At 72.3% G+C, this 22,247-nt stretch carries 18 protein-coding genes and 1 pseudogene; 14 read left to right on the top strand and 5 right to left on the bottom strand.

Translation table 11 applies throughout. From position 1 onward, the window contains the following. The first annotated feature begins 399 nt into the window (after positions 1–399). Positions 400–846, top strand: coding sequence for a hypothetical protein (locus tag PS271_RS14540; protein ID WP_398382300.1), 447 nt, complete (start codon positions 400–402; stop codon positions 844–846). An 85-nt stretch (positions 847–931) separates the two neighbouring features. Here the strand turns inward: PS271_RS14540 and PS271_RS14535 are convergent, their stop codons facing one another. Next, positions 932–1,690, bottom strand: coding sequence for a TetR/AcrR family transcriptional regulator C-terminal domain-containing protein (locus tag PS271_RS14535; protein ID WP_398382299.1), 759 nt, complete (start codon positions 1,688–1,690; stop codon positions 932–934). Positions 1,691–1,841: 151 nt separating this feature from the next. On the opposite strand from PS271_RS14535, the gene PS271_RS14530 reads away from it, so the two are divergent. Continuing rightward, complete coding sequence (locus tag PS271_RS14530) at positions 1,842–3,389, top strand: MFS transporter (protein WP_398382298.1); 1,548 nt, start codon at positions 1,842–1,844, stop codon at positions 3,387–3,389. Between the two features lie 156 nt (positions 3,390–3,545). On the opposite strand, the gene PS271_RS14525 is transcribed toward PS271_RS14530, so the two are convergent. Then, entirely contained in the window at positions 3,546–5,270 is a 1,725-nt protein-coding gene (locus PS271_RS14525) for a S1C family serine protease (RefSeq protein WP_398382297.1), read from the bottom strand. A gap of 193 nt (positions 5,271–5,463) precedes the next feature. On the opposite strand from PS271_RS14525, the gene PS271_RS14520 reads away from it, so the two are divergent. The 3 genes and pseudogenes from PS271_RS14520 (at position 5,464) to PS271_RS14510 (ending at position 8,308) form a co-directional block, all read left to right on the top strand. Next, positions 5,464–6,288 (top strand): glycerophosphodiester phosphodiesterase, encoded by an 825-nt coding sequence (locus PS271_RS14520; RefSeq protein WP_398382296.1) that lies wholly within the window; start codon positions 5,464–5,466, stop codon positions 6,286–6,288. An 80-nt stretch (positions 6,289–6,368) separates the two neighbouring features. After that, positions 6,369–7,020 (top strand): annotated as a pseudogene (locus tag PS271_RS14515) (ATP-binding protein). Between the two features lie 319 nt (positions 7,021–7,339). Continuing rightward, positions 7,340–8,308 carry a DUF5926 family protein gene (locus PS271_RS14510; protein WP_398386852.1) on the top strand — a complete coding sequence of 323 codons (969 nt, stop codon included), beginning with the start codon at positions 7,340–7,342 and terminating at the stop codon, positions 8,306–8,308. Positions 8,309–8,628: 320 nt separating this feature from the next. On the opposite strand, the gene PS271_RS14505 is transcribed toward PS271_RS14510, so the two are convergent. Further along, a complete protein-coding gene (locus PS271_RS14505; RefSeq protein ID WP_398382295.1) occupies positions 8,629–9,474 on the bottom strand; it encodes a hypothetical protein in 846 nt (281 codons plus the stop codon). Positions 9,475–9,876: 402 nt separating this feature from the next. Further along, positions 9,877–10,677 (bottom strand): bifunctional DNA primase/polymerase, encoded by an 801-nt coding sequence (locus tag PS271_RS14500; protein WP_398382294.1) that lies wholly within the window; start codon positions 10,675–10,677, stop codon positions 9,877–9,879. Between the two features lie 887 nt (positions 10,678–11,564). On the opposite strand from PS271_RS14500, the gene PS271_RS14495 reads away from it, so the two are divergent. From PS271_RS14495 to PS271_RS14485, 3 genes are all read left to right on the top strand, one after another. Further along, positions 11,565–13,256 (top strand): PP2C family protein-serine/threonine phosphatase, encoded by a 1,692-nt coding sequence (locus tag PS271_RS14495; protein WP_398382293.1) that lies wholly within the window; start codon positions 11,565–11,567, stop codon positions 13,254–13,256. Between the two features lie 115 nt (positions 13,257–13,371). Continuing rightward, entirely contained in the window at positions 13,372–14,832 is a 1,461-nt protein-coding gene (locus tag PS271_RS14490; protein ID WP_398382292.1) for an aminopeptidase P family protein, read from the top strand. A gap of 175 nt (positions 14,833–15,007) precedes the next feature. Next, on the top strand, positions 15,008–15,259 hold the full coding sequence (locus PS271_RS14485; RefSeq protein ID WP_398382291.1) for an SCO4226 family nickel-binding protein: 252 nt from the start codon (positions 15,008–15,010) through the stop codon (positions 15,257–15,259). A 12-nt stretch (positions 15,260–15,271) separates the two neighbouring features. On the opposite strand, the gene PS271_RS14480 is transcribed toward PS271_RS14485, so the two are convergent. After that, positions 15,272–15,742 carry an ATP-binding protein gene (locus PS271_RS14480; protein ID WP_398382290.1) on the bottom strand — a complete coding sequence of 157 codons (471 nt, stop codon included), beginning with the start codon at positions 15,740–15,742 and terminating at the stop codon, positions 15,272–15,274. Between the two features lie 222 nt (positions 15,743–15,964). Between PS271_RS14480 and PS271_RS14475 the strand changes: the two genes are divergently transcribed. From PS271_RS14475 to efeB, 6 genes are all read left to right on the top strand, one after another. Then, positions 15,965–16,786 carry a hypothetical protein gene (locus tag PS271_RS14475; RefSeq protein WP_398382289.1) on the top strand — a complete coding sequence of 274 codons (822 nt, stop codon included), beginning with the start codon at positions 15,965–15,967 and terminating at the stop codon, positions 16,784–16,786. A gap of 226 nt (positions 16,787–17,012) precedes the next feature. Continuing rightward, a complete protein-coding gene (locus PS271_RS14470) occupies positions 17,013–17,762 on the top strand; it encodes a YcnI family copper-binding membrane protein (protein ID WP_398382288.1) in 750 nt (249 codons plus the stop codon). A 104-nt stretch (positions 17,763–17,866) separates the two neighbouring features. After that, a complete protein-coding gene (locus PS271_RS14465; RefSeq protein ID WP_398382287.1) occupies positions 17,867–18,520 on the top strand; it encodes an SCO family protein in 654 nt (217 codons plus the stop codon). Then, a complete protein-coding gene (locus PS271_RS14460; protein ID WP_398382286.1) occupies positions 18,520–18,996 on the top strand; it encodes a copper chaperone PCu(A)C in 477 nt (158 codons plus the stop codon). Before PS271_RS14465 ends, PS271_RS14460 begins: the two co-directional genes overlap by 1 nt. A gap of 17 nt (positions 18,997–19,013) precedes the next feature. After that, positions 19,014–20,930, top strand: a complete 1,917-nt coding sequence (locus PS271_RS14455) for a copper resistance protein CopC (protein ID WP_398382285.1) — start codon at positions 19,014–19,016, stop codon at positions 20,928–20,930. After that, a complete protein-coding gene (gene efeB, locus PS271_RS14450) occupies positions 20,930–22,219 on the top strand; it encodes an iron uptake transporter deferrochelatase/peroxidase subunit (RefSeq protein ID WP_398382284.1) in 1,290 nt (429 codons plus the stop codon). Before PS271_RS14455 ends, efeB begins: the two co-directional genes overlap by 1 nt. The last annotated feature ends 28 nt before the right edge of the window (positions 22,220–22,247 follow it).

Here is a 22,247-nt window from a genome sequence, read left to right as displayed (position 1 = left end):
CACTGGGGCTCTCGGGCCCGGGCCTCAGATCGGCCACACGCGCTGATCAAAGCCGGGATATCGGCGATCCAAGGTGAGATGGACACCATGCGAAAGGGGCGTCCCCGAATCAGGAATACCCCTTCTGACAGCGCCTACGCTGGCCTCGGCGGAGGCTGAGGGATGTGAACCCTCGGTGACATCGCTGCCACGACGGTTTTCAAGACGTTCCCTTAGGCCGCTCTCCGCGAGCTCCACGATCACTCGGATTTCGCACCTGCGATCGAGCGATCCGCGCCGTCATGGACTGTGGCGGTTTCCGACCGTGCGGCGCGACGGGCAGCGCTGCCAAGGTGACGTGTGTCACTTCCGACGGTTCGTCGGCGGTGCAGTGGACCGCGAGAGAGGAAGTCCTGTCACATGGCTCCCGTTCCGGTACAGCCCGGTATCTACAAGATCCACGCCCACATCATCGGTCCCACCTCCCTGGTGACGGCGACGGAGTACGCCATCAAGTACGGCGCGCCCGTCATCACCGACCGGCTGAACCCCCTGCCGATCGAGCAGGAGTGGCTCATCGAGCCGTTCACGCCCGAGCCGAACGCGCCGTACGTGATCCGCCTCGCCCAGCACGACAGCGCGGGCCTGATCGTTCCCGAGGACAGGCTCTTCGTGAACAGCGTCAAGCGCGAGGAGCTGGCGAAGTTTCACTTCGAGCGGGTCATCGGCGGGTTGAAGATCCTGACGGAGAATGAACTCGCCCTGCGCGCCGGGCACCGTGGTGCGCAGATCACGGTGGTCAAGCCCGCGCCGGAGTTCCAGGAGACCTGGACCCTGGAGTTCATCAGCCCGCCGAACGAGGACTGACACGCTTGAGCGCGGGGCGGCCGGGCGCACCCGGCCGCCCTTTCGCGCGACCTGGCCGGGAAAGCCGCGGGTTCCCGGAAGGTGGTCACCCCGCCTGCGGCGGGCCGGGCGGGAGGCGTAGGGCCAGGCCGTCGAGCATGGCCTCCAGGCCGTAGGCGAACTTGGCGTCACGCGTCGCGACCGGGTCGAGCGCGTCGGTCGCGGCGGCGGCGTAAGCCTCGGTCAGGTTCTCGTGGCCCGCGGCGGCTTGCTGGGCGGCGGGCATGAGACGGGCGATGAAGCCGGCCTCCGTCTCGCCGGTCCGGGCCACCGTGTTCAGCCAGGCCGCCTCGGCGCTGCTCATGCCCATCACGTACGCGATGAGGGAGTCGATCGCGCGGGTGGGATCGGGGAAGCCCGCCTTGATGAACAGGGCCCCCAGCCGGTCGGAGAAGGACATCAGGTTGGGGCCGAGGTAGGCCAGGCCGGCCTGGCCCAGCACCGAGGTCAGCCAGGGGTGTCGCAGGGCCGTCGCACGGAAGGAGGCGGCGGCCCGGGTGGCTGCCGTCCGCCAGTCCGCGGAGTCGGCGGGCGGTACGTCTATCTCCCCGAAGACCTGGTCCACGGCGAGCTCCATCAGCTCGTCCTTGGTGGCGACGTGGCGGTACAGGGAGGTCGCTCCGGCATTCAGCCGGGCGCCCAGCTTTCGCATGCTCAGGGCCTCGATGCCCTCGGCGTCCAGCATCACGATCGCTTCCCGGACGATCGCGTCCTGGGACAGCCCGCGCTGTTCCGCCTCGTGGGACCGGCGGGTCCAGACGGAGGGGATGGGCTTCGGCTTCTGCGGCGCCTTGTCGGCGGCCATCGGCTCGCTCCTTTGCGTACGTCGTGCGCAGTCAGCGTACAGGCTTAAGGGGTTGCGAACACCGTACGCCCACGCGTACGGTGTTCGCATCGCTCGGAACAGTGTGCGCATTGCCGGAACGTCGTGCGCACGACCCCGGAAGGAAAGCCCGATGGCAGCCGCAGCCGAAGTCGCAGGATCCCGGAACGAGACCCGCAGTCCGCACCGCTGGTGGATCCTGATCGTGCTGTGCCTCAGCACGCTGGTCCTGGTGGTCGACAGCATGGCGCTGACCGTCGCCGTGCCGGCCATGACCGAGGACACCGGGGCGAGCCCCCAGCAGATCCAGTGGATCCTCGACTCCTACGTGCTGGTCTTCGCCGGCCTGCTGCTGACCTCGGGAAGCCTCGGGGACCGGTTCGGCCGCCGGAAGGTGATGATCATCGGCCTGCTGCTCTTCGGAGCGGCGTCGCTGGCCGCGGTGTTCTGCACCACCCCGGGTGAAGTCATAGCCGTCCGCACGGTCATGGGCGTCGGCGGCGCGCTCATCATGCCGTCCACGCTGTCGATCCTGATCACGGTCTTCGACGAGGAGGAGCGCCCGAAGGCGATGGCGGCCTGGGGCTCGGTGTCGATGCTCGGCCTGGTCGGCAGCCCGGTCCTCGGCGGCGTCCTGATCGACCGCTTCTCCTGGCACTCGATCTTCTTCATCAACGTCCCGGTCGTCGTCCTGGCCGTGGTGGCCGGTCTGCTGCTGATGCCCGAGTCCAAGGGCCCCTGGCAGAAGCCCGACCCGCTGGGCGCCGTCCTCTCCGCCGTCGGCATGACCGCCCTGGTCTGGTGGATCGTCGAGATCCCGCAGCACGGCGCCTTCGAAGGCCGCGGGCTGATCACCCTCGCCGTGGCCGCCGCCTCCCTGACCGGCTTCGTGATCTGGGAGAACACCACCGCCTCCCCGATGGTCCCGCTGGTCCTCTTCAAGCACCGCGACTTCACCGGCGGTTCGATCTCGCTGGCCCTGGTCCAGATCGGCAACGGCGGTCTGCTCCTGGTCCTCACCCAGTACCTCCAGTCGGTCCTCGGCTACTCCCCGGTCAAGGCCGGCCTGGCGTTCACCCCGCTGGCCGTCGCCGCGCTGATCGGCAACGGAGTCGGCGCCAAGCTCGCCGCCAAGGCCGGCCACCGCCGGCTGATCCTGGCCGGCATGCTCCTGATGGCAGCCTCCTTCGGCCTGCTGACGACCGTCAGCGCCGGCAGCGGCTTCACCGTCCCCGCGATCGCCCTCGTCCTGCTCGGCCTCGGCGCCGGTACGGCCATGCCGGCCGCGGTGGGCGCCCTGATGGGAACCATCCCCGCCGACAAGGCGGGCGTCGGCTCCGCTCTGAACGACACCATCCAGCAGGCCGGCACCGCCCTCGGCATCGCCATCCTCGGCTCGCTGCTCACCAGCAGCTTCTCCGCGGAGATGCCGGCCGGCGCCCCCGAGCAGGCCAAGCAGTCGATCAGCGGTGCGCTGGCCGTCGCCCAGGGCGACGCGGGCCTGGTCCGGGCCGCCAAGGACGCCTTCACCGCCTCGATGACCACCACCCTCACCGTCAGCGCGATCGGTGTCCTGGCCGCCGCACTGCTCGCCGTGGTGGTCATGCGCGGCGGCAAGGGCGGGGCCCCGCCTGCCGAGGGTGCCGCCGCCGCGGAGAAGGAGGTCCTGCCGGCCGCCTGACCGGGCCGCCGCGCCCCCGCTGTTTCGAGCCGGGGAAGCCGGCATGCGGAAGGGGCGCCCCCGAGCCGGGGGCGCCCCTTCCGTCATTGCATTGACGTTTACTGCAATGACGTTTACTGCAATGACGTTTACTGCATTGTCGTTTCGGCTGACGCCTCAGCTGTCGCCCTTGCGTTCGCCCAACGTGATCTCCGCCGTGGACTGCTTGCCGTCGCGCGTGTAGGTCACGGTGACCTTGTCGCCCGGCTTGTGGGTCCAGATCTCACTGATGAGGGTGGGACCGCTGTCGACGGTGGTGTCGTCGAGCTTGGTGATGACGTCGCCGGGCTTGAGACCCGCCTTGTCGGCCGGGCCGCCCGGGGTCACGGCCGGGCTGTTGTTGTCGCCGTTGGGGGCGATCCGGGCGCCGCTGCCGGCGTCCTTCATGTTCACCGAGGCGGAGATGACCGGGTAGACCGGCTGACCGGTCCTGATGAGCTGGTCGGCGACGTTCTTGGCCTGGTTGATCGGGATGGCGAAGCCGAGGCCGATGCTGCCGGCCTGCTGCTGGGCGCCGCCGAAGCCGCCGCCGTTGTTCGCGGACTGGATGGCCGAGTTGATGCCGATGACCGCGCCCTGGGCGTTGAGGAGCGGCCCGCCGGAGTTGCCCGGGTTGATGGACGCGTCCGTCTGAAGGGCGCTCATGTACGAGGCCTTGCCCATGCCGCCGCCGTCGCTGGAGGCCACCGGCCGCTTCTTGGCACTGACGATGCCCGTGGTGACCGTGCCCGACAGGCCGAACGGCGCACCGATGGCGATCGTGGCGTCGCCCACCGCCGTCTTGTCCGAGTTCCCCAGGGGGATCGGGTTGAGCTTCGCGCCCGAGGGGTTCTTCAGCTTTATGACCGCGACGTCGTAACCCTGCGCCCTGCCCACGACCTCGGCGTCGTACTGCTTGCCGTCCGAGAACGTGGCCATGAGCTTGCCGCCGCCCTGTGCGGCCGACGCGACGACGTGGTTGTTGGTGAGGATGTGGCCCTGCTTGTCGTAGACGAAGCCGGTGCCCGTGCCGCCCTCCCCGCCCCCGCTCTGGGCCTCGATGGTGACGACGCTCGGCAGCGCCTTGCCGGCGATGTCGGCCACGGAACCGGGGGTGCGGCTCTCCGTCTTCGGGTCGCCGGAGGAGGAGACCGTCGTGGAATTGCCGCTGTCGTCCCGGCTGGCCGCCCAGTAACCGATCCCGCCGCCGATGCCGCCCGCGACGAGCGTCGCCGCCAGCGCCATCGCCACGAGGCCGCCGGCACGCTTACGAACCGGCGGGTACGCGTCCGGACCGCCCGCCCACACGCCGGTCGGGCCGACCGGGCCCGCCGGGCCGCCACCCGCCGGTGCACCGTACGGGTACGGGTGCGCCTGAGGCTGCCCCTGCGGGGGCGCGGGCGGCGCCGGGTGCTGCTGGGCCTGCCCGTCGTACCAGCCGCCGCCGGGGTGACCCTGGACGCCCGGCTGACCCTGCACTCCGGCCCGGCCCTGCACGCCTGCCTGCGGCGCGCCCGCCTGGGCGTACTCCGGCTGAGCCGGCTGAGGCTGAGGCTGAGGCGCCTGAGGCGGAGCCGCCGGCTGCTCCGGAGCGGGCGCCGGAGCAGGGGGTACCGCAGGGGGCACGACAGGAGGGGCCGGGGCCGCAGGGGCATCCGCGGCGGACGGCGCAGCCTGCGCGTCCGTGCCTGCGGGCCGCTGCTCACCGGCTGCCGGCTGCTCACCGGCCCCCGGCGCCGCCTGACCGCCCTTCGCCATAGAGATGCCGGACGAACCGTCCGACGGACCTCCCGACGAGCCGCCCGGAACATCCGGAACGCCCTCCGCAGGCGCGCCCGCTGCGCCCTCGTTCTCGGTGCTCACAGCTCTCTCCTCATCAGGTGCACATCAGTTCGGTGTGGTGGAGTCCGCGTCGCCCCACGACCAGCTTTTCCCAACACGCGTCAGACCACCGTAAGCGGACCCTGTGCCCCACGGCAGCACACGTTTACTCCGGGCACTCCCCGGCAAAAGGGACCGCATGCGTGAGGGTGCCGGGCGATGGCACGATAACGCGGTGACCTATGCGCACCCGGCCCGGGACCTCGGCCCCGAGCGCCACCCGCTCTCCGTCGTCGCCCACCGCGGGGCCTCCGACGACGCTCCGGAACACACCCTGGCCGCCTACCGGAAGGCGATCGAGGACGGCGCCGACGCGCTGGAGTGCGACGTACGGCTCACCGCCGACGGTCACCTCGTCTGCGTGCACGACCGCCGCGTCAACCGCACCTCCAACGGCCGCGGCGCCGTCTCCGCCCTGGAGCTCGCCGATCTCGCCACCCTCGACTTCGGCTCGTGGAAGGCCGACGTCTCGGCCACGGAGGCCCCGGACCTCGACGCGACGTCCGTGCTCACCCTGGAGCGCCTGCTGGAGCTCGTCGCCGACGCGGGCCGCCGCGTCGAGCTCGCCATCGAGACCAAGCACCCGACCCGCTGGGCCGGTCAGGTGGAGCAGAAGCTGCTGGAGCTGCTGGGCCGCTTCGGCCTCGCCGATCCCCCGGCCGGCGCCCCTTCGCCCGTACGGGTCATGAGCTTCTCCGCCCGCTCCCTGCACCGCGTCCAGCTCGCCGCCCCCGCCCTGCCGACCGTGTATCTGATGCAGTTCGTGTCGCCGCGCCACCGGGACGGGCGCCTGCCCGCGGGCGTCCGCATCGCCGGTCCGAGCATCCGCATCATCCGCAAGGACCCCGGGTACGTCGCCCGGCTGCACGAGGCGGGCAACGAGGTGCACGTCTGGACGGTGAACGAGCCCGAGGACGTCGAACTCTGCGCCCGCCTCGGCGTCGACGCGCTGATCACGAACCGGCCCAAGCGCGTACTCACCCAGCTCGGCCGCCCGTAGCCGGATGCCGTAGCCGAATCCCCTTCCGCCCCATTACATGGAGTGCACCGGCGCGTTCGGTGCGTGTTCGACTCGCCCGAGTGCCCCCGGCGGGTGCGGGATGGCCGGTTTCCGGTCCAGTCCATTGGGGCATCCATCCCCTGACGTGGGGCAAAGGAGGTCTCGGGGGTGGCGTTGGTGGTGGCACAGGAGGTGCCCACGTCGTCGATCATGGCCGTACCCCATGGTCCAACCGGTGTGGGCCAGGCAAGACACCGGATGCGCAAGGATCTGCGCATCATCGGGGTACCGGATTCGGTCATCGACGACGCTGTTCTGATCCTCTCGGAGCTGCTCAGCAATGCGTACCGGCACGGACGCCCGCTGAGCGCCGCGGGAGGCATCCGCAGAGACGAGGGCGAGGGGGAGAACGACGGGGGAATACGTGCCGCGTGGAGGGTGGACACCCACGGCCGGCTCACGGTCGAGGTGACGGACGGCGGGGGCCCGACCCGCCCGGTTCCGGCCACGCCTTCGGTGACCGCCCGTGGAGGCCGCGGGCTCAACATCATCAGCGCCCTCTCCCAGGACTGGGGCGTCCGCGACGCGTCCGGCGAAGTGACGGTGTGGGCCGCGCTCTCGGCTCACGACAGCTTCGCTTCGCGCGTTGAGACGGAACCGGGCGCAAACCTGGACGCACGAGCGGGTGCGGGCCCCAGGCTGGCATTCGCCGATATCGACGAGCTGACATAACGGCGGCGTGACGCGCGTAGATCCCCCGCAAGAGGGGACCGCGCCCGCGCACCGCCCCGACCTCGGCCGGTGGGCCCCCTGCCGCGGAGCCTCGTCTCCGCGGGTGAGCGGCACCCCACCACCGGCCGGCCGCGCAACCGTCCTCCCGACGCCCCGCGCGCGTGCCCGTTCCGGCCGCCGCGGCGAGCGCTAGGCTCGCGCCCGTACGAGCTTGTACGAGCCACTGCCCGGACGAGCCGTACGCATCGAGCCGTACGGCGCCGAGCCGTACGCCACGAGCCGTACGCACCTGCTGCACCGATCGGGAGACACGCACGCCATGGCCAAGAAGCGCCGCCCCCAGACCAAGGCCGCAACGCCGCAGGCCGTCGACGGTCCGATCCCCGTCGTCGGCGCCCGTGAGTCCTGCCCGTGCGGTTCGGGCCGGCGCTACAAGGCCTGCCACGGCCGTGCGGCCGCGCACGCCGCCACCGAGCTCGTCCACCGGCCCTTCGAGGGGCTGCCCGGCGAGGCCGACTGGGTCGCGCTGCGCGAGCTCGTTCCCGCCGCGACGGTCGAGCTCACCCTCAAGGGCGGGCTGCCGGAGGGCGTTCCGTCGGTGACGCTGGCCACTGTGCTGCCGATGGCCTGGCCCGCCCTGCGCCGCGACAACGGCGCTGTCCTCCTGGGCCTGCAGAACGACACCGCCTCCGGCGACCTCAGCCGCGACCTCGCGGACACCCTCCAGCGCGCCCTGACCGCCGCCCCGGGCAGCCCGGTGACCGCCGGCCGCGCCGCCGGCGACGGCCCGCGCCTCCAGGACCTGGTGGACCCCGAGGGCCCCTTCGAGCCGAACGTGCACACGGGCTTCGAGTTCTGGGTCGAGAACGCCGAGAACGCCACCGGCGAGGTCGCCGCCTCCCTGGACCGGGCCAACGCCGCCGCGATCCCGACGGTGCGCCTCTCGGGCGTCGACGCCGCGTACTGGTGCGAGACCCCGGAGAAGAATCACCTCCGCTGGGTGATGACCCACCCCGAGGAGCAGCTTCTGGACGCTCTGGCCCGGCTGCACGCGGCGGGCACGTCCTCGCTCGGGGAAGACACCCGTCTGGTCGGCTCGTTCCGGGCGCACGGGCTGACCGTGCCCGTGTGGGACCTGCCGAGCACGATGAGCGCGGAGGACACCGAGAAGCCGGCCGCCGCGTTCGCGGAGCGGCTGGCCACGGCACTCGCCGATACCTCTCCGCTCTCGGGCGACGAGCGCCGGGCGCGCAGCGGGCTCACCAGCCGTCAGATCACCCTGAACTGACGCCGGTCCGCCGGAGCGGGCTCCGGCGGACGCCGTGACCGGGCGCGGAGCGCCGCCTTCCAGACGGCGGAGTAGTTGATTCCGGGGCCTAAACAGGCGCCATTCACGTGACTCCTGTCACAACTCCCGCTGTCAGACCGGAAATACGCGTCCGGAAATCCACGATCGAATTTGCGAACGGCCAATCTCTTGTTACCGTTCTAGGAGCCCGGTCGCTGGTGCATCCCCCGTCGCCAGCGACCGGGCGTTTCCATGCCCGGAGACGGCCGGCCCGGGACGGCCGCCGGTCCGGAAGACTCATGCGGCGACCGGCTCCGCCATCAGCCCGGTTCCTCCGCCGAGTTGCTCCCCGAGCGCAGCAGCAGCTTCCCGCCCTCCGAAGCCCTGTCTGAAGCGCCTTCCGAGGCGTCGTCCGAGGCGATCTCCGCAACAGCCGTGTACGGGTCCTCCCCGCGCGCGCCCGTCCGCGCCGCCTCCGCGCCCCGGGCCGTCCGCGCGCGGGGCGTCTCGCACCCGTCGGGGTCGTCGGAGGCGGTCGTGCGGCAGAGCACCTGTACGGTCCGGCCGTCGGGGCCCATGAGGGTCAGAACGGCCCGCAGAGGGGCGCCTGTCGCGTTGCGGAAGTACGTACGGGCCCAGGTCTCGTTCCCCTGCTCCAGGACGCACGTCTGGGCCTCCACGCCCTCCGGCGACGTGAGTTCGGGACCGCACCGCGCGGACGCCCGGCCCGCCGCGGGCCCCGCCAGCGGCGGCGATGCCGCCGGCCACCCGTCGGCCGAGCCGTCCGCCCCACCTCCCGGGACCTTGCCCAGGCCCTTCCCGAGGTCCTTGCCGGGGTCCCCGCCGAGCTCCGTACCGGCGTCCCTGCCTGCGTCCTTGCCCAAGCCCGCATCGGCGTTCTTGCCCGAGTCTTTACCCGGACCCAGGCGTAGTCCGCTGTCGGCGCCCGACCGTTTCCCGGAGCTCTCCCCCCGGGCGGCCTCAGGGCCGGACAGGCCCACGGGCCCGGCCGTGGCGGCCGCCAGCGGCAGCACGACGGCCAGCGCCACCGCACTCGCGAGCGCGACCATACGGAGGTTGGCCCCCCGCGCCGCATCGCCGGACTCCGCGGGCACCCTCGACCCGCCGGGTGTTCCGGGCACACCGGATGCAGACGCACGCTCCATGGGGACCACCTGAGACTCGCCGCGCGGACGCTGCATGCATCGCGGGGACGGCTGGGACGGCTCGGACCACCCCGCCCTGCGGAACGCCCCGGCCTGATCGACGGGACCCGGCCGGCACCAACCCGGTCCGGATCCTCACCCGAACATAGCGGTCAGAACAGGGCTGTCCTTGGGGCCGCGCGGTGGAATCCCGCAGAACTCGGACGGGCTTACACCCGTACGAGTGAGAGCGCGTGCGTCTCCCGTCCGTACGCGCTCTCCATGTGCTCGTTCGTACTTGTCGTGCTGGTCGTGCTCGTCATGCCCGGCGCCGCGCCCGCCGTCGCGCCCGCGCTCGCCGTCGTGCCCGTCTCCCGCGCCGGTGCGCGGGGTTCCCCGTGAGGGCAGTCGCCGAGGCCGGGGTCAGAACGCGAGCCGGCTGCCGCCGCCCGGCGTCCCCGTGCCGGCGCTCTCCTCGACGAGGACGTCGACCAGAGAAGACACGTCCGGCAGCCAGGGCTGCGCCGCACCGGACGTACGTTCCTTACGCTCCCCGCGCCCCGCGCGATCAGCGCGGAACGTACGGATTCCGCCACCGAAGGCGCCCTTGACAGAATCGGCAGCACCGCCAGGGCTTCCGGTGGTCCCGGCCGACTGCGGCGCGCGCTCCCAGCGCACCCGGCCCGCCCCCGTGGGCGACGGGGGAAGCGCCACGAAGCCGCCCTCCCCGTGGAAGAGCAGCGAACCGGGCACCCAGTCCTGGCGGTGGAGCAGTTCGCCGAGGACCTCCAGGGAGTAGGGAGCCACGAGCAGGGCCCACCGGGAGGGAGTGGCGACCACGGGCCCGAGGCGGACGCCCGCGCGGTCGAACGCGGCGAGGGCGCGGGCGCCGGCCACCGCGGGCAGGCTCACGGCGCACGGCGCACGGCCGCCCGTGGCGAGCACCACCGGCGCGTCGGGCCGGTTGGTCCACCACCAGCGGACCATCTTGGCGTCCGTGGTGGCCGCCAGCAGCCCCGGGTCGAAGGGGTGGGCGCCGGGGGCCGCGCAGTCGGGCTGCGGGCAGTTGCACCGGCGCACGCGCCCGCCGTCGGCCCGCAGGCCCACGCCGGGCAGTACGGGCCACTGCCATTCGGTGGCATAGGCCAGGGCCGCGGAGAGGACCGCGGACCGGTCGCCTCGCCTGAGCGAGAGCTTGCGTCGCCTTCCGAGGATCTCGCGCATGAGCGCTCGTTCCTTTCCGTGAACGCCGAAGTGTCGGGGACCCCTGCCGGTGGCAAGGGCCGTATCGCGCTGATGGTGATCCGAGCTGCGTACGGAGTGAGCCGTACGGGTAGTGCGGATGGAGCGGACCGTGCTGTGCGATCTGTGCAATGGAGCGGAGGCCGTACCGACCGAACTGCTGGAGCCGTGCGCAAGGCTGTGCGGCGGTCCCGGGACTGCCTGCTGGAACTGCACCTGAACTGCTTCCGGGCCGCGTCCGGACTCCATGGCACTACGGCCCGACATGGCGCGCCGCTCAACACGCCGTGGCTCTCACCAAGCCGGCACACCACGTGGTCGATCACAAGTCACTGCTTGTACAACGCAGCGCATCACGCCACGGGCCGAGCGTGAAACATGGCGGGGGGTGGCGCGCGTATGGCGCTTCGTGCTGAGCCTGTCGCCCCTCGCCGGCGGCACGGGTCTCCCCATCGCCCTCGGGTGCGGGCGCGGCCGTCGCCGGTTAAGACGCTCGGGCCCGCCGCCGGGTTCCGGGGCGGCCCCAACTGCCCCTGCCCTTCTCCGTGTACGTACCCACCGGGGTGGATATGACGCGCTGTCGAGCAACGTCAGTCGACCGCAAATCCATGGCCTCGGGACCATTTTCCGGCCAAGTTTGAATCCCCATAGACACCACCAATCCCACCGGTTCAATGCTGGACATCTCCTTGCCCGGGCGTGTACATGTGGAGCACCGATAGCGCGCAACGCGACAGGGGGTTTGCGATGCTATTCATGAGAAATCACAGGTCAAGACGGTGGTCAAGAGGGAGCGGCGAAGTGCCGCGGGCCCTGGTGCGCACGGGCGCCCCGAGCACCGCACCGCCGGCCGGTCCGGGCAGCCGGCCATGACCACGCCCCACCTGCCGAAAGTGGCCGGAATCAACCCTCCGGTCCCCTCTCCCGCCCAGACTCCGGCTCCCACATCCGCAGCCTCCTCCGCAGATCCCCTCTCCCCTGCCGCTCCCGGTGCGCCCGGAGCAGACGGGTCAGCGGGCGCAGAGGGACCAGAAGGCGCAGGAGGCCCGAGAGGACCAGGAGGGCTGGGGGATCCCTGCGGATCAGGCGCACCAGCCGGCACCGGTGACCCTGCCCACCCGTCCGGCGCAGCCGCCTCCTCCGGCTCTTCCGGCGCCGGAGCCCTGCCCGGGCCGTCCCTCCCCGCCCCCAACGCCGTCGTCCAGGACCGCCTCGCGGGCTGGATCTCCGACCTCACCACCCTCCAGGACCTCACCGAGCGGCTGACCCGTACCGCCGGCCTCGACGCCGCCCTGCACGAGGCGCTGCGGGCGGGCGCGTCGCTCGTCGGCGCCCGCCGCGGCCTGATCACCCTGCACCCGGCCACGGGCCCCGGCCACGAGCACCCCGTCACCGTCGGGTTCGGCCTGGACCACGCGGACCTCGGCCACATCGAGACCATCCCTGCGGCTATCCCCTCGGCCGCCTCCGAAACCCTCCCGGCCTCCGCCGTCCCGGAGGACGCCGTCCTGGAAGGCGCCCGCCCGCAGACCGCCTACGGCCGGTTGTTCGACGACCTCCCCCCGGCCGGCTCCCGCAGCGGCACCGCCCACCCCGACATCGCCGCCGACGAGGAGCTCGACCCCCGCCACCGCGAGGTCGCCGCCCGCCTCGGCTACGGCGCGAGCTACGCCGTACCGCTGGAGACCGAGCACGCGGGCCGGATCGGGGCGGCCGTCTGGCTCTACGACGAGCCGGCCGAGCCCACCGAGCGGCAGCGCCACCTCGCCGGCCTCTACCGCGACCACGCCACCGAGCACCTCGCCCGCCAGCTCGAACTGGCCGAGGCCCGGCGGACCGTGGCGACCCTCCGCGAGGAGCTGCTGCCGAGCCGCCTGCCGCGGACGCCGGGCGTCCGGCTGGCCGTCCGGCACCGCACCGGTCCGCTCGGCGGCGGCGACTGGTACGACGCCCTGCCGCTGCCCGAGGGCGCACTCGGCCTGGCCGTGGGCGGAGTGAGCGGTTCCGGCCCGGGTGCCGTGGCCGCCATGGGGCGGCTGCGGGCCTCCCTCCGCGCGTACGCCGTCATGGAAGGGGAAGATCCGGTCGCGGTCCTCTCCGACCTCGAGCTCCTGCTGCGGCTCACCGAGCCGTCCCGCGCCGCGACGGCGATCTTCGCGTACTGCGAGCCGGCCGAACGCAAGGTCGTCCTGGCGGGCGCGGGCCACTGCCCGCCGCTGATCATCGGTGACCACCGCGCCGAGTTCGTCGAGACCTCGCTGTCCGCGCCGCTCGGGATGCTGGCCTGCTGGGAAGCGCCCAGCGTGGAGATCGAACCGGCGCCCGGAGAAACGCTCCTCTTCTACAGCGACGGACTGCTGCACCGGACGGGCAAGCCGATGGACCGCGCCTTCGCCCGGCTGCGCACGGCCGCCGCCGGCGTCCCGAAGGCGGCGCGCAGGGATCCGGACGCCGTCGTGGAACATGTGCTGCGCACCGTACTGCCGCAGCTGTCGCAGGAGAGCCACGGCGCGTGGGACGGAAGCGAGGACGTCGTCCTGCTCGCGGCCCACTTCGAATGATCTACTCCCTCCGGGGCTCGCCCCGGGTTTCTCCCCTTCCTCTGATTTTCCCCACAGTTTCCTCGTATTTCGGTCGCACCTACGATGGAAAGCGCACCGTCCGAGGAGGAAAGCAGTGACCGAGCAGCAGCCCGCGCCCGAAAACCCCGAAGGCGACGAGCCGATCAAGCAGCGGAAGAACGGCCTCTACCCGGCCGTCTCCGACGAGCTGGCGGCCAACATGAAGAGCGGCTGGGCCGACACCGAGCTGCACGACCTGCAGCCCATCGAGCAGGCCCCGCACACGGCGCGCCGCCGTGCCGAGCTCTCCGCGCGCTTCCCCGGGGAGCGCCTGGTGATCCCCGCCGGAAACCTGAAGACCCGCTCGAACGACACCGAGTACGGCTTCCGCGCCTCCACGGAGTACGTGTACCTCACCGGTGACCAGAGCCAGGACGGCGTCCTCGTCCTGGAGCCCACCGGCGCCGAGGGCCACCGGGCGACGATCCACCTCCTGCCGCGCTCCAACCGCGAGAACGGCGAGTTCTGGCTCGACGGCCAGGGCGAGCTGTGGGTCGGCCGGCGCCACAGCCTCTCCGAGGCCGAGCAGCTGCTGGGCCTGCCCGCCGCGGACGTCCGCGAGCTCGCGGGCACGCTGGGCGGGGCGAGCGGCCCGGTGCGCGTGGTCCGCGGCCACGACGCCGGCATCGAGGCGGCCCTGACCGACAAGGTCACCGCCGAGCGCGACGAGGAGCTGCGCGTCTTCATCAGCGAGCAGCGGCTCGTGAAGGACGCCTTCGAGGTCGGCGAGCTGCAGAAGGCCGTCGACTCCACGGTGCGCGGCTTCGAGGACGTCGTGAAGGTCCTCGACAAGGCCGAGGCGACCTCCGAGCGCTACATCGAGGGCACGTTCTTCCTGCGCGCCCGCGTCGAGGGCAACGACGTCGGCTACGGCTCGATCTGCGCCGCCGGCCCGCACGCCACGACCCTGCACTGGGTGCGCAACGACGGCGCGGTCCGCTCCGGCGACCTGCTCCTGCTGGACGCGGGCGTGGAGACGAACAGCCTCTACACGGCCGACGTCACCCGCACGCTGCCGATCAACGGCACGTACACCGAGCTCCAGCGCAAGATCTACGACGCGGTGCACGAGGCCCAGGAGGCCGGCATCGCGGCGGTGAAGCCGGGCGCCAAGTACCGCGACTTCCACGACGCCGCCCAGCGGGTCCTCGCCGCGAAGCTCGTCGAGTGGGGCCTGGTCGAGGGCCCGGCGGAGCGCGTCCTGGAGCTGGGCCTGCAGCGCCGCTGGACCCTGCACGGCACCGGCCACATGCTCGGCCTGGACGTCCACGACTGCGCGGTCGCCCGCACCGAGACGTACGTGGACGGCGTCCTGGAGCCGGGCATGGTGCTCACCGTGGAGCCCGGGCTGTACTTCCAGGCGGACGACACGACCGTGCCCGCCGAGTACCGCGGCATCGGCGTCCGCATCGAGGACGACATCCTGGTCACCGAGGACGGCAACCGGAACCTGTCCGCCGCGCTGCCGCGGGCGGCGTCGGACGTCGAGGCGTGGATGGCGTCCCTGAAGGGCTGACGCCTGATGCCGTTACGGTGCGTGTGTGAGCCGTAGCCCCTGCCACCCGGGGGCTGCGGCTCACTGTGCTTCTGCGGTGGTGGGCCGTTTCTGCGGTGGTGGGCCAAGGGCCCGTGAGCGCATCATGGCCACAGGAAGGCGCACCCGGGGGGACCCCAGGGAGGTGTGAGGAGCCATGGGCAAGTTCATGGACGTCCATCACGGCATGCAGGGCATCACGGCCGATCAGCTCAAGGAAGCGCACAGCAGGGACCTGGCCATCGAGGCGGAGGAGGGCGTGCACTTCGAGCAGGCGTGGGCGGACCCGAAGTCCGGCACGGTCTACTGCCTGTCCGACGCGCCCTCGGCGGACGCGGTCAAGCGGGTCCACTCCCAGGCCGGCCATCCGGTCACGGAGGTTCACGAAGTGTCGCTGACGATTACCTGACCCGGCCGGAGCTCACGACGCCCGGAGCAGTGCCGCGTCCTCTCTCCACTTGAGGATCTTGTCGAACGTGACGACGGCTCCCTGCCGGCCCGGGCGGTTCCGGACGCGGACGTGGTCCGTGAGCGACTCGATGAGGAAGAGGCCTCTGCCGTGCTCGTCCTCGGCGGGGGCGAGGGGCCGGGGCGGCTGCGGGAGCCGGCTGCGGCGCTCGTGCGGGCGGGGCTGCTCCGGGAAGCCGGGGCCCGAATCGGTGACCTCGATCCGGCACGTGTCACCGTCGATGAAGGCCGTGACGAGATAGCCGGTCGAGGAATCACCGCCGTGTTCGACGGCGTTCGCACACGCCTCGCTCAGGGCGAGCGAAAGATCATACGAAATATCCGGGTCGACCCCGGCCGTCTCCATGGCTCCTACCAGCAACCGCCGCGCGAGCGGAACGCTCGCGGCTTCGCGCCGCAGATGGAGTGACCACCAAATGCTCATGCTCAGCCTCCTGGCCGCGGCTCGACATACCGATACGTATAGCCAGCACTGACGCCCCGTAAGCCTCCCGTGTGTGTGAGACCGCTCATTCGGACGACGCGCCCGGTGGATGCATCGGTGTAAGGCGGAGTACGGGAGTGCGCCGGTGCGCCCCCTCCGGGTGGAGATCGAGCGCCCCCTGCCGTAGGGGAGGAGTAAGCCCGGTGGGATGATGGCGCAGCCATGTCTCACCCCGTCGGGCGTGTCGGCGCCGATCTGCGACTGATCCGGGCCGCGGTGTTCACCGCGGCCTGCGTTCTGCTGTCCGCGGGCGGGCATGTGCTGGCGTCCTGTGCGCGGGTGCCCCTGTGGACCCTCGCGGCCGGTTTCCTTGCCGTTCTCGCCGCGGCCGTGCCGCTGGCGGGGCGGGAGCGTTCGCTGCCGTCGATCGCGGCCGGCCTGGCGGCAGGCCAGCTCGCGCTGCACACGCTCTTCGCCGTCGGCCAGCAGAACGGCGGCATGGCGCCGCGGCAGACGGCCACCGAAGGCCGGTTGATCGACTTCGCCGCGAAGCTGGTCTGCAACCAGCCGCAGATGATGTCCGCCTCCGCCGCCCGCCAGGTCATCACCGACGCGGGCCTCGACCCGGCCGTCCACCCCCTTCAGCCGGGCGCCGCGGCCACGGCCGCCGGCCCGGCCACGGGGATGCACGGCGGCATGTCCTCCGGCTCGCTGCTCGACGCGCTCCCCCTCTCGCTGCCGATGCTCCTCGGCCACCTCCTCGCGGCGCTGGCCGCGGGCTGGCTGCTGCGCCGCGGCGAAGTGGCGCTGTGGCGGGTGGTCGCGCTCTCGGAGCAGTCGGCGCGCGAGGCCGCGGAGACCACGCTCGTGCAGGCCCTGCGCACGGCCTTCGCGCTCGTAGGCGCCTTCCAGGAGCTGTCCGCCGGGAAGCCGGCGGCCGCCCTTCCGCGTACGGAAGCGGCCGAGGAGCGCCCCGCGGCGGAACCGGTGCTCCAGCACTTTGTGATCAGGCGGGGCCCGCCGGTCCTCGCCCTCGCGGCCTGACGACGTACCACCGCCGTATCTCCGGCGTCCCCGGCATTCCCTTCCCCGAGCCTTCGAGCGCCCCGCTTGCCTGAGCGCGCTCGCGTACGGCCGTGCCTGCCCGCATTCCGGCAGGCCGGGGCAGGGGAGGCAGCCCGGGCAGGAGGGCGGGCGCACCGTCGTCGTCACCGTCGCACGCGTGCCACCCCCACCCCTCGTAGTCCCCTCCTGCCCCTGGAGTGTCCCCATGAACGCCAAGTCCGCTCGCCTGCGCCGCCTCCCCGTCATCGGCGCCGTCGCCGCCGGTGCCGTCCTGCTGCTCGCCGGCCCCGCCTCCGCGCACGTCAGCGTGCAGCCCGGCACCGCCGAGAAGGGCGGCTACAGCACCATCGCCTTCAAGGTGCCGAACGAGAAGGACAACGCCTCGACGGTGAAGCTGGAAGTCACCCTCGACCCCAAGCACCCGCTCGCCTCGGTGATGCCCCAGCCGGTCCCCGGCTGGGAGGTGAAGGTCGAGAAGGCCAAGCTGGACAAGCCGCTGCAGATGCACGGCAAGACCATCGACGAGGCCGTCAGCAAGATCACCTGGTCCGGCGGCAAGATCGATCCGGGTCAGTTCCAGCAGTTCCCGCTGTCCGTCGGCCAGCTGCCGTCGGACGCCGACGAGCTGGTCTTCAAGGCGCTCCAGACGTACTCCGACGACGACGTCGTCCGCTGGATCGACCCGTCCAAGCCGGGCGGTGCCGAGGCCGAGCACCCGGCTCCCACGCTGAAGCTCGTCGCCAAGGGCGCTGCCGCCGGCAAGGGTGACAGCCACGACGACAAGACGAGCGGCAAGGGCGCGGACGGCAAGACCGAGAGCGCGTCCGGTACGTCGGACGGCAAGGACGGCGGCAGCGACACCACCGCCCGCGTGCTCGGCGTCGTCGGCATCGTCGTCGGCGCTGCGGGCGTCGCCTTCGGCCTGATCGCCGGTCGCCGCCGCTCGGCCGCCTGACCCGGAGCCGGCCCACGTACGTACCGGGCCGGGGTGCGGGCCCGCCACCCGGCGGGGCCCGCACCCCGCCCCGCACCACCGACCCATCCCTGGAGAAGAGCTCCATGCGCACCAAGATCCTGGGCGCGGCGCTGGCCACGGCCGCCGCGCTCACGCTGACCGCTTGCGGCGGCGGCTCGGACGACGGCGGTGACAAGCCCGTCGCCGACGTCTCCGCCACGCCCAAGAAGTCCGCGATCACCCTGGACAGCCCGAAGGCCAAGCCGGACCTGGTCCTCACGGACACGAACGAGAAGAAGTACGAGCTGGTCAAGGAGACCAAGGGCCGCCCGCTCCTGCTCTACTTCGGCTACACCTACTGCCCCGACGTCTGCTCGACGGTCGTCTCCGACGTCGCCGCGGCCGAGAAGACCCTGCCGAAGGAGGACCAGGAGAAGCTCCAGGTCGTCTTCGTCACCACCGACCCGGAGCGCGACACGCCCAAGCGGATGCGCGAGTGGCTGGACGCCCAGGGCGGCCAGGACATAGTCGGGCTCACCGGTGACTTCGCCACCATCCAGGCGGCGGCGAAGGGCATCGGCATCTTCGTGGAGAAGCCGAAGAAGGAGAAGGACGGCTCCATCACCGTCAGCCACGGGGCCGAGGTCGTCGGCTTCTCGCCGAAGGACGACGGCGGCCACTGGATCTACACGACTGAAACCACCAAGGACCAGTACTCCAAGGATCTCCCGAAGATCATCAAGGGGGAGAACCCGTAATGCGCAAGACCACCGCCGCCACCGCCGCCGCCCTGCCGCTCGTCCTCGCCGGAGGGCTCCTGCTGCTCACCGGCTGCCAGTCCGAGAAGGACGCCCTGTCCTCCGGCAAGCCGGAGCTGTCGGTCAGCGGCGCCTACCTGCCGCAGCCCGCGATGACCGACATGGCCGCCGCCTACCTCACCGTCACCAATGACGGCGGCAAGGCCGACCGGCTCACCAAGGTCACCAGCCCGCTCTCCGGCGACATCACCATGCACACCACCGAGGACTCGCAGATGAAGCACGCGACCTCGCTCGACGTGCCGGCCAAGAGCGAGCTGAAGCTCACCCGCGGCGGCACGCACCTGATGCTCGGCAAGCTCGACCACAAGCCGGCCGTCGGCGAGAAGATCGAGTTCACGCTGCACTTCGCCACTGCCGGGCCGGTCAAGGTCCAGGTGCCCGTGGAGTCCACGACGTTCCGTCCCAAGGACTGACGAAGGACTGACGTGCGATGAAGACCCTGACCGCCGGGCGGCTGCTGCCGCTCCTCGGCACGCTGCTCGCCGCGCTGCTGTGCGCGCTCGGGCCCGGCGCGGGCAGCGCCTCGGCACATGCCGCGCTGACCTCGACCGACCCGGCCTCCGGCTCCGTGGTGCCGACCGCGCCCCGGCAGGTGAAGCTCACCTTCTCCGAAGGCGTCCTGCTGAGCGCGGACTCGGTGCGGATCCTCGACCCGCAGGGCAAGCGCGTCGACGAGGGCAAGCCCGCCCACGTCGGCGGCAAGTCCGACACGGCCGCCGTCGGGCTCGCCGGAGGGCTCGCCGACGGCACCTACACGGTCGCCTGGCAGGCCGTCTCCGCGGACAGCCACCCGGTGGCCGGGGCCTTCACCTTCTCGATAGGCGCGCCGTCGAAGACGGCGGCCAAAGTGACGGCGGCCGGGACCGACCCGGTCGTCGACGCGCTCTACACGACCGGCCGGTACGCGGCCTACGCCGGCTACCTCCTGCTCGTCGGCGGCTGCGTGTTCGCCGGCGTGTGCCGCTCCTCGCGGCCCGTGCAGCGGATCGCCGTCGGCGGCTGGATCACCCTCTTCGCCGCGACGTCGGTGCTCCTGCTGCTGCGCGGCCCCTACGCCGGTGGCAAGGGCTTCGGTTCGGCCTTCGATCTCACCCTCCTCGGTGACGTGCTGGCCACCAAACCGGGCGCGGCCCTGCTGTCGCGCCTGCTGCTGCTGAGCGCCGCGGCGGTGTTCCTGGCCGTGTTGTTCGGCTCGTACGCCCGCGAGGACGGCGACCGCACCCGCATGGAGCGCCGCGACGTCGCCTACGGGCTCGCGATCGGCGGCACCGTCGTCGCCGTCGGGCTCGCGGCGACCTGGGCGATGGCAGAGCACGCCTCGGCGGGCCTCCAGCCGTGGCTCGCCATGCCGGTCGACGTCCTGCACCTGCTGGGCGTCGCGGTGTGGCTCGGCGGCCTGGCCGCCCTGCTCGCCGCGCTGGGGTCGGGAGAGCCTGTACGCCGCGCGGAGGTGCAGCGCTTCTCCCGGCTCGCCTTCACCTCGGTGTGCGTCCTGGTGGCGACCGGCCTCTACCAGTCCTGGCGGCAGGTCGGCTCGTGGGGCGCGCTCACCGGTACGGAGTACGGCCGCTGGCTCCTCCTCAAGGTCGCGCTCGTGGCGGGCATGGTCGCCCTGGCTTCCTTCTCGCGGCGCTGGACGGGCCGTCTCACCGACGGCCGCCCGGCGGCGAAGAAGGCGGCCTCGGCAGTCAGGACCGTCCGGGCGGTCACAGGGGCGGCCAAGGCGGCGGGCCCCTCCCGGAAGGAGAAGGACGCCTCCCCCGAGCGGGCGGCCCAGCTCGCGCGCCAGCGCGAGGCCCTGGAGAAGGCCGCCGGACGGCGGCAGCGCGACTCCGACGAAGCCCGCAGCGGACTGCGGCGCGCCGTCCTGGCCGAGGCCGGGGTCGCCGTCGTCCTGCTCGCCGTCACCACCCTGCTCACCGGCACCCAGCCGGGCCGGGCCGACACCGAACAGCGCCAATCGGCGGCATCCGGCGGAGCCCGCACCCCGGCCCCGGCCGCTTCGGGCCCGGCCGAGACCCGTATCCCGTACGACACGGGTGGCACGAACGGGCGAGGCACGGCCCTCGTACGTATCGACCCGGCCCGCACGGGCAACAACTCCCTCGACGTCTCCGTGACCGACCCGACCGGCAAGGCCGTGGACGTACCGGAGCTGGAGGTGTCCTTCACCGAGAAGCAGAAGAACATCGGCCCGCTGCGCACGGCCCTCAAGCGCACGTCCGCCGGCCGCTGGCAGGCCACCGGCTTCCAGCTGCCCATGGCCGGCACGTGGCAGCTCACCCTGACCGTACGGACCTCCGACATCGACCAGATCACGGAGATCAGGAACGTGAAGATCAACTGATGGCTGAACGATCCCAGGATTCCCAGGACACACAGCAGGACGCGGAGCGGCCCCGGAAGGCGGGCGGCGTCAGCCGCCGCCGGCTGCTCGGCACGGCCGGCGCCGCGGGCGCGGCCGGGCTCGTCGCGGGCGGCGCGGCCGGGGCCTTCTCCGCCGAGACCGTCCGCAAGGACCCGGCGCCGCTGACCGGCGTCGGCACCGCGAGCAGGCCCTTCTACGGCGCGCACCAGGCCGGGATCGCCGATCCCGCGCAGACCTGCGGTCACTTCCTCGCGTTCGACCTCGCGCCCGACGCCGGCCGCAAGGCCGCCGCCGCGCTGATGCGCAGGTGGTCGAACACCGCGGCCGACCTCATGGCCGGGAAGACGCCCAAGGGGGACAACTCGGGGGTGGCGCTCGACGCCGGCCCCTCCTCGCTGACCGTCACCTTCGGCTTCGGCCGGACGTTCTTCGACCGGACGGACCTCACGTCCAAGCGGCCCGACGCGCTGGAGCCGCTGCCCGACTTCAGCGCCGACGCCCTCGACTCCAAGCGCAGCAACGGCGACCTGTGGGTGCAGATCGGCGCCGACGACGCGCTCGTCGCCTTCCACGCGCTGCGGCTGCTCCAGCAGCAGGCCGGGAGCACCGCGCGGCTGCGCTGGCAGATGAGCGGCTTCAACCGGACCCCGGGCGCCACCGCCCAGCCGATGACCGGCCGGAACCTGATGGGCCAGATCGACGGCACGAACAACCCCAAGACCTCGGACCCGAGCTTCCCGGCCAAGATCTACGTGCCGGAGGACCGCAGCGGCACGGACGAGTGGATGGCGGGCGGCTCGTACGCCGTGGTCCGGCGCATCCGCATGCTGCTCGACACCTGGGACCACCTCTCCGTGGAGCGCCAGGAGAAGGTGATCGGGCGCCGCAAGTCGGACGGGGCGCCGCTGTCCGGCGGCACGGAGACGACCCGGCCGGACCTCAACAAGGTCAACGCGGACGGAGCGCTGGCGATCCCCGGTGACGCGCACATCCGCGTGGCGTCGCCTGCGTCGAACCGTGGTGCGTCGATGCTGCGGCGGGCGTTCTCCTACCATGACGGCTTCCTCGACGACGGGGCTCCGGACGCGGGTCTGCTGTTCGTCGCCTGGCAGGCGGACCCGCTGAAGGGGTTCGTGCCGGTGCAGCGGAAGCTGGACCGGGGGGACGGCCTCTCCCGTTTCCTGCGGCACGAGGCGAGCGGCCTCTTCGCGGTGCCGGGCGGCTGCAAGCCGGGCGAGTACGTGGGGCAGCGGCTGCTGGAGGGCTGACGGCCCGCCCTCGGGCGCTCGGTATCGT

It is taken from the genome of Streptomyces sp. SCA2-17, assembly GCF_044336695.1.
The sequence above is the reverse complement of the archived record's forward strand: the minus strand, read 5'-3'. Positions and strand labels throughout refer to the sequence as shown.

Excerpts from the sequence above, each read along its gene's own strand:
- efeB (WP_398382284.1), top strand. The coding sequence starts at position 20,930 with ATGGCTGAACGATCCCAGGATTCCCAGGACACACAGCAGGACGCGGAG.
- PS271_RS14530 (WP_398382298.1), top strand. The coding sequence starts at position 1,842 with ATGGCAGCCGCAGCCGAAGTCGCAGGATCCCGGAACGAGACCCGCAGT.
- PS271_RS14500 (WP_398382294.1), bottom strand. The coding sequence starts at position 10,677 with ATGCGCGAGATCCTCGGAAGGCGACGCAAGCTCTCGCTCAGGCGAGGC.
- PS271_RS14470 (WP_398382288.1), top strand. The coding sequence starts at position 17,013 with ATGAACGCCAAGTCCGCTCGCCTGCGCCGCCTCCCCGTCATCGGCGCC.
- PS271_RS14475 (WP_398382289.1), top strand. The coding sequence starts at position 15,965 with ATGTCTCACCCCGTCGGGCGTGTCGGCGCCGATCTGCGACTGATCCGG.
- PS271_RS14455 (WP_398382285.1), top strand. The coding sequence starts at position 19,014 with ATGAAGACCCTGACCGCCGGGCGGCTGCTGCCGCTCCTCGGCACGCTG.
- PS271_RS14460 (WP_398382286.1), top strand. The coding sequence starts at position 18,520 with ATGCGCAAGACCACCGCCGCCACCGCCGCCGCCCTGCCGCTCGTCCTC.
- PS271_RS14535 (WP_398382299.1), bottom strand. The coding sequence starts at position 1,690 with ATGGCCGCCGACAAGGCGCCGCAGAAGCCGAAGCCCATCCCCTCCGTC.
- PS271_RS14505 (WP_398382295.1), bottom strand. The coding sequence starts at position 9,474 with ATGGAGCGTGCGTCTGCATCCGGTGTGCCCGGAACACCCGGCGGGTCG.
- PS271_RS14495 (WP_398382293.1), top strand. The coding sequence starts at position 11,565 with ATGACCACGCCCCACCTGCCGAAAGTGGCCGGAATCAACCCTCCGGTC.
- PS271_RS14510 (WP_398386852.1), top strand. The coding sequence starts at position 7,340 with ATGGCCAAGAAGCGCCGCCCCCAGACCAAGGCCGCAACGCCGCAGGCC.
- PS271_RS14485 (WP_398382291.1), top strand. The coding sequence starts at position 15,008 with ATGGGCAAGTTCATGGACGTCCATCACGGCATGCAGGGCATCACGGCC.
- PS271_RS14480 (WP_398382290.1), bottom strand. The coding sequence starts at position 15,742 with ATGAGCATTTGGTGGTCACTCCATCTGCGGCGCGAAGCCGCGAGCGTT.
- PS271_RS14540 (WP_398382300.1), top strand. The coding sequence starts at position 400 with ATGGCTCCCGTTCCGGTACAGCCCGGTATCTACAAGATCCACGCCCAC.
- PS271_RS14465 (WP_398382287.1), top strand. The coding sequence starts at position 17,867 with ATGCGCACCAAGATCCTGGGCGCGGCGCTGGCCACGGCCGCCGCGCTC.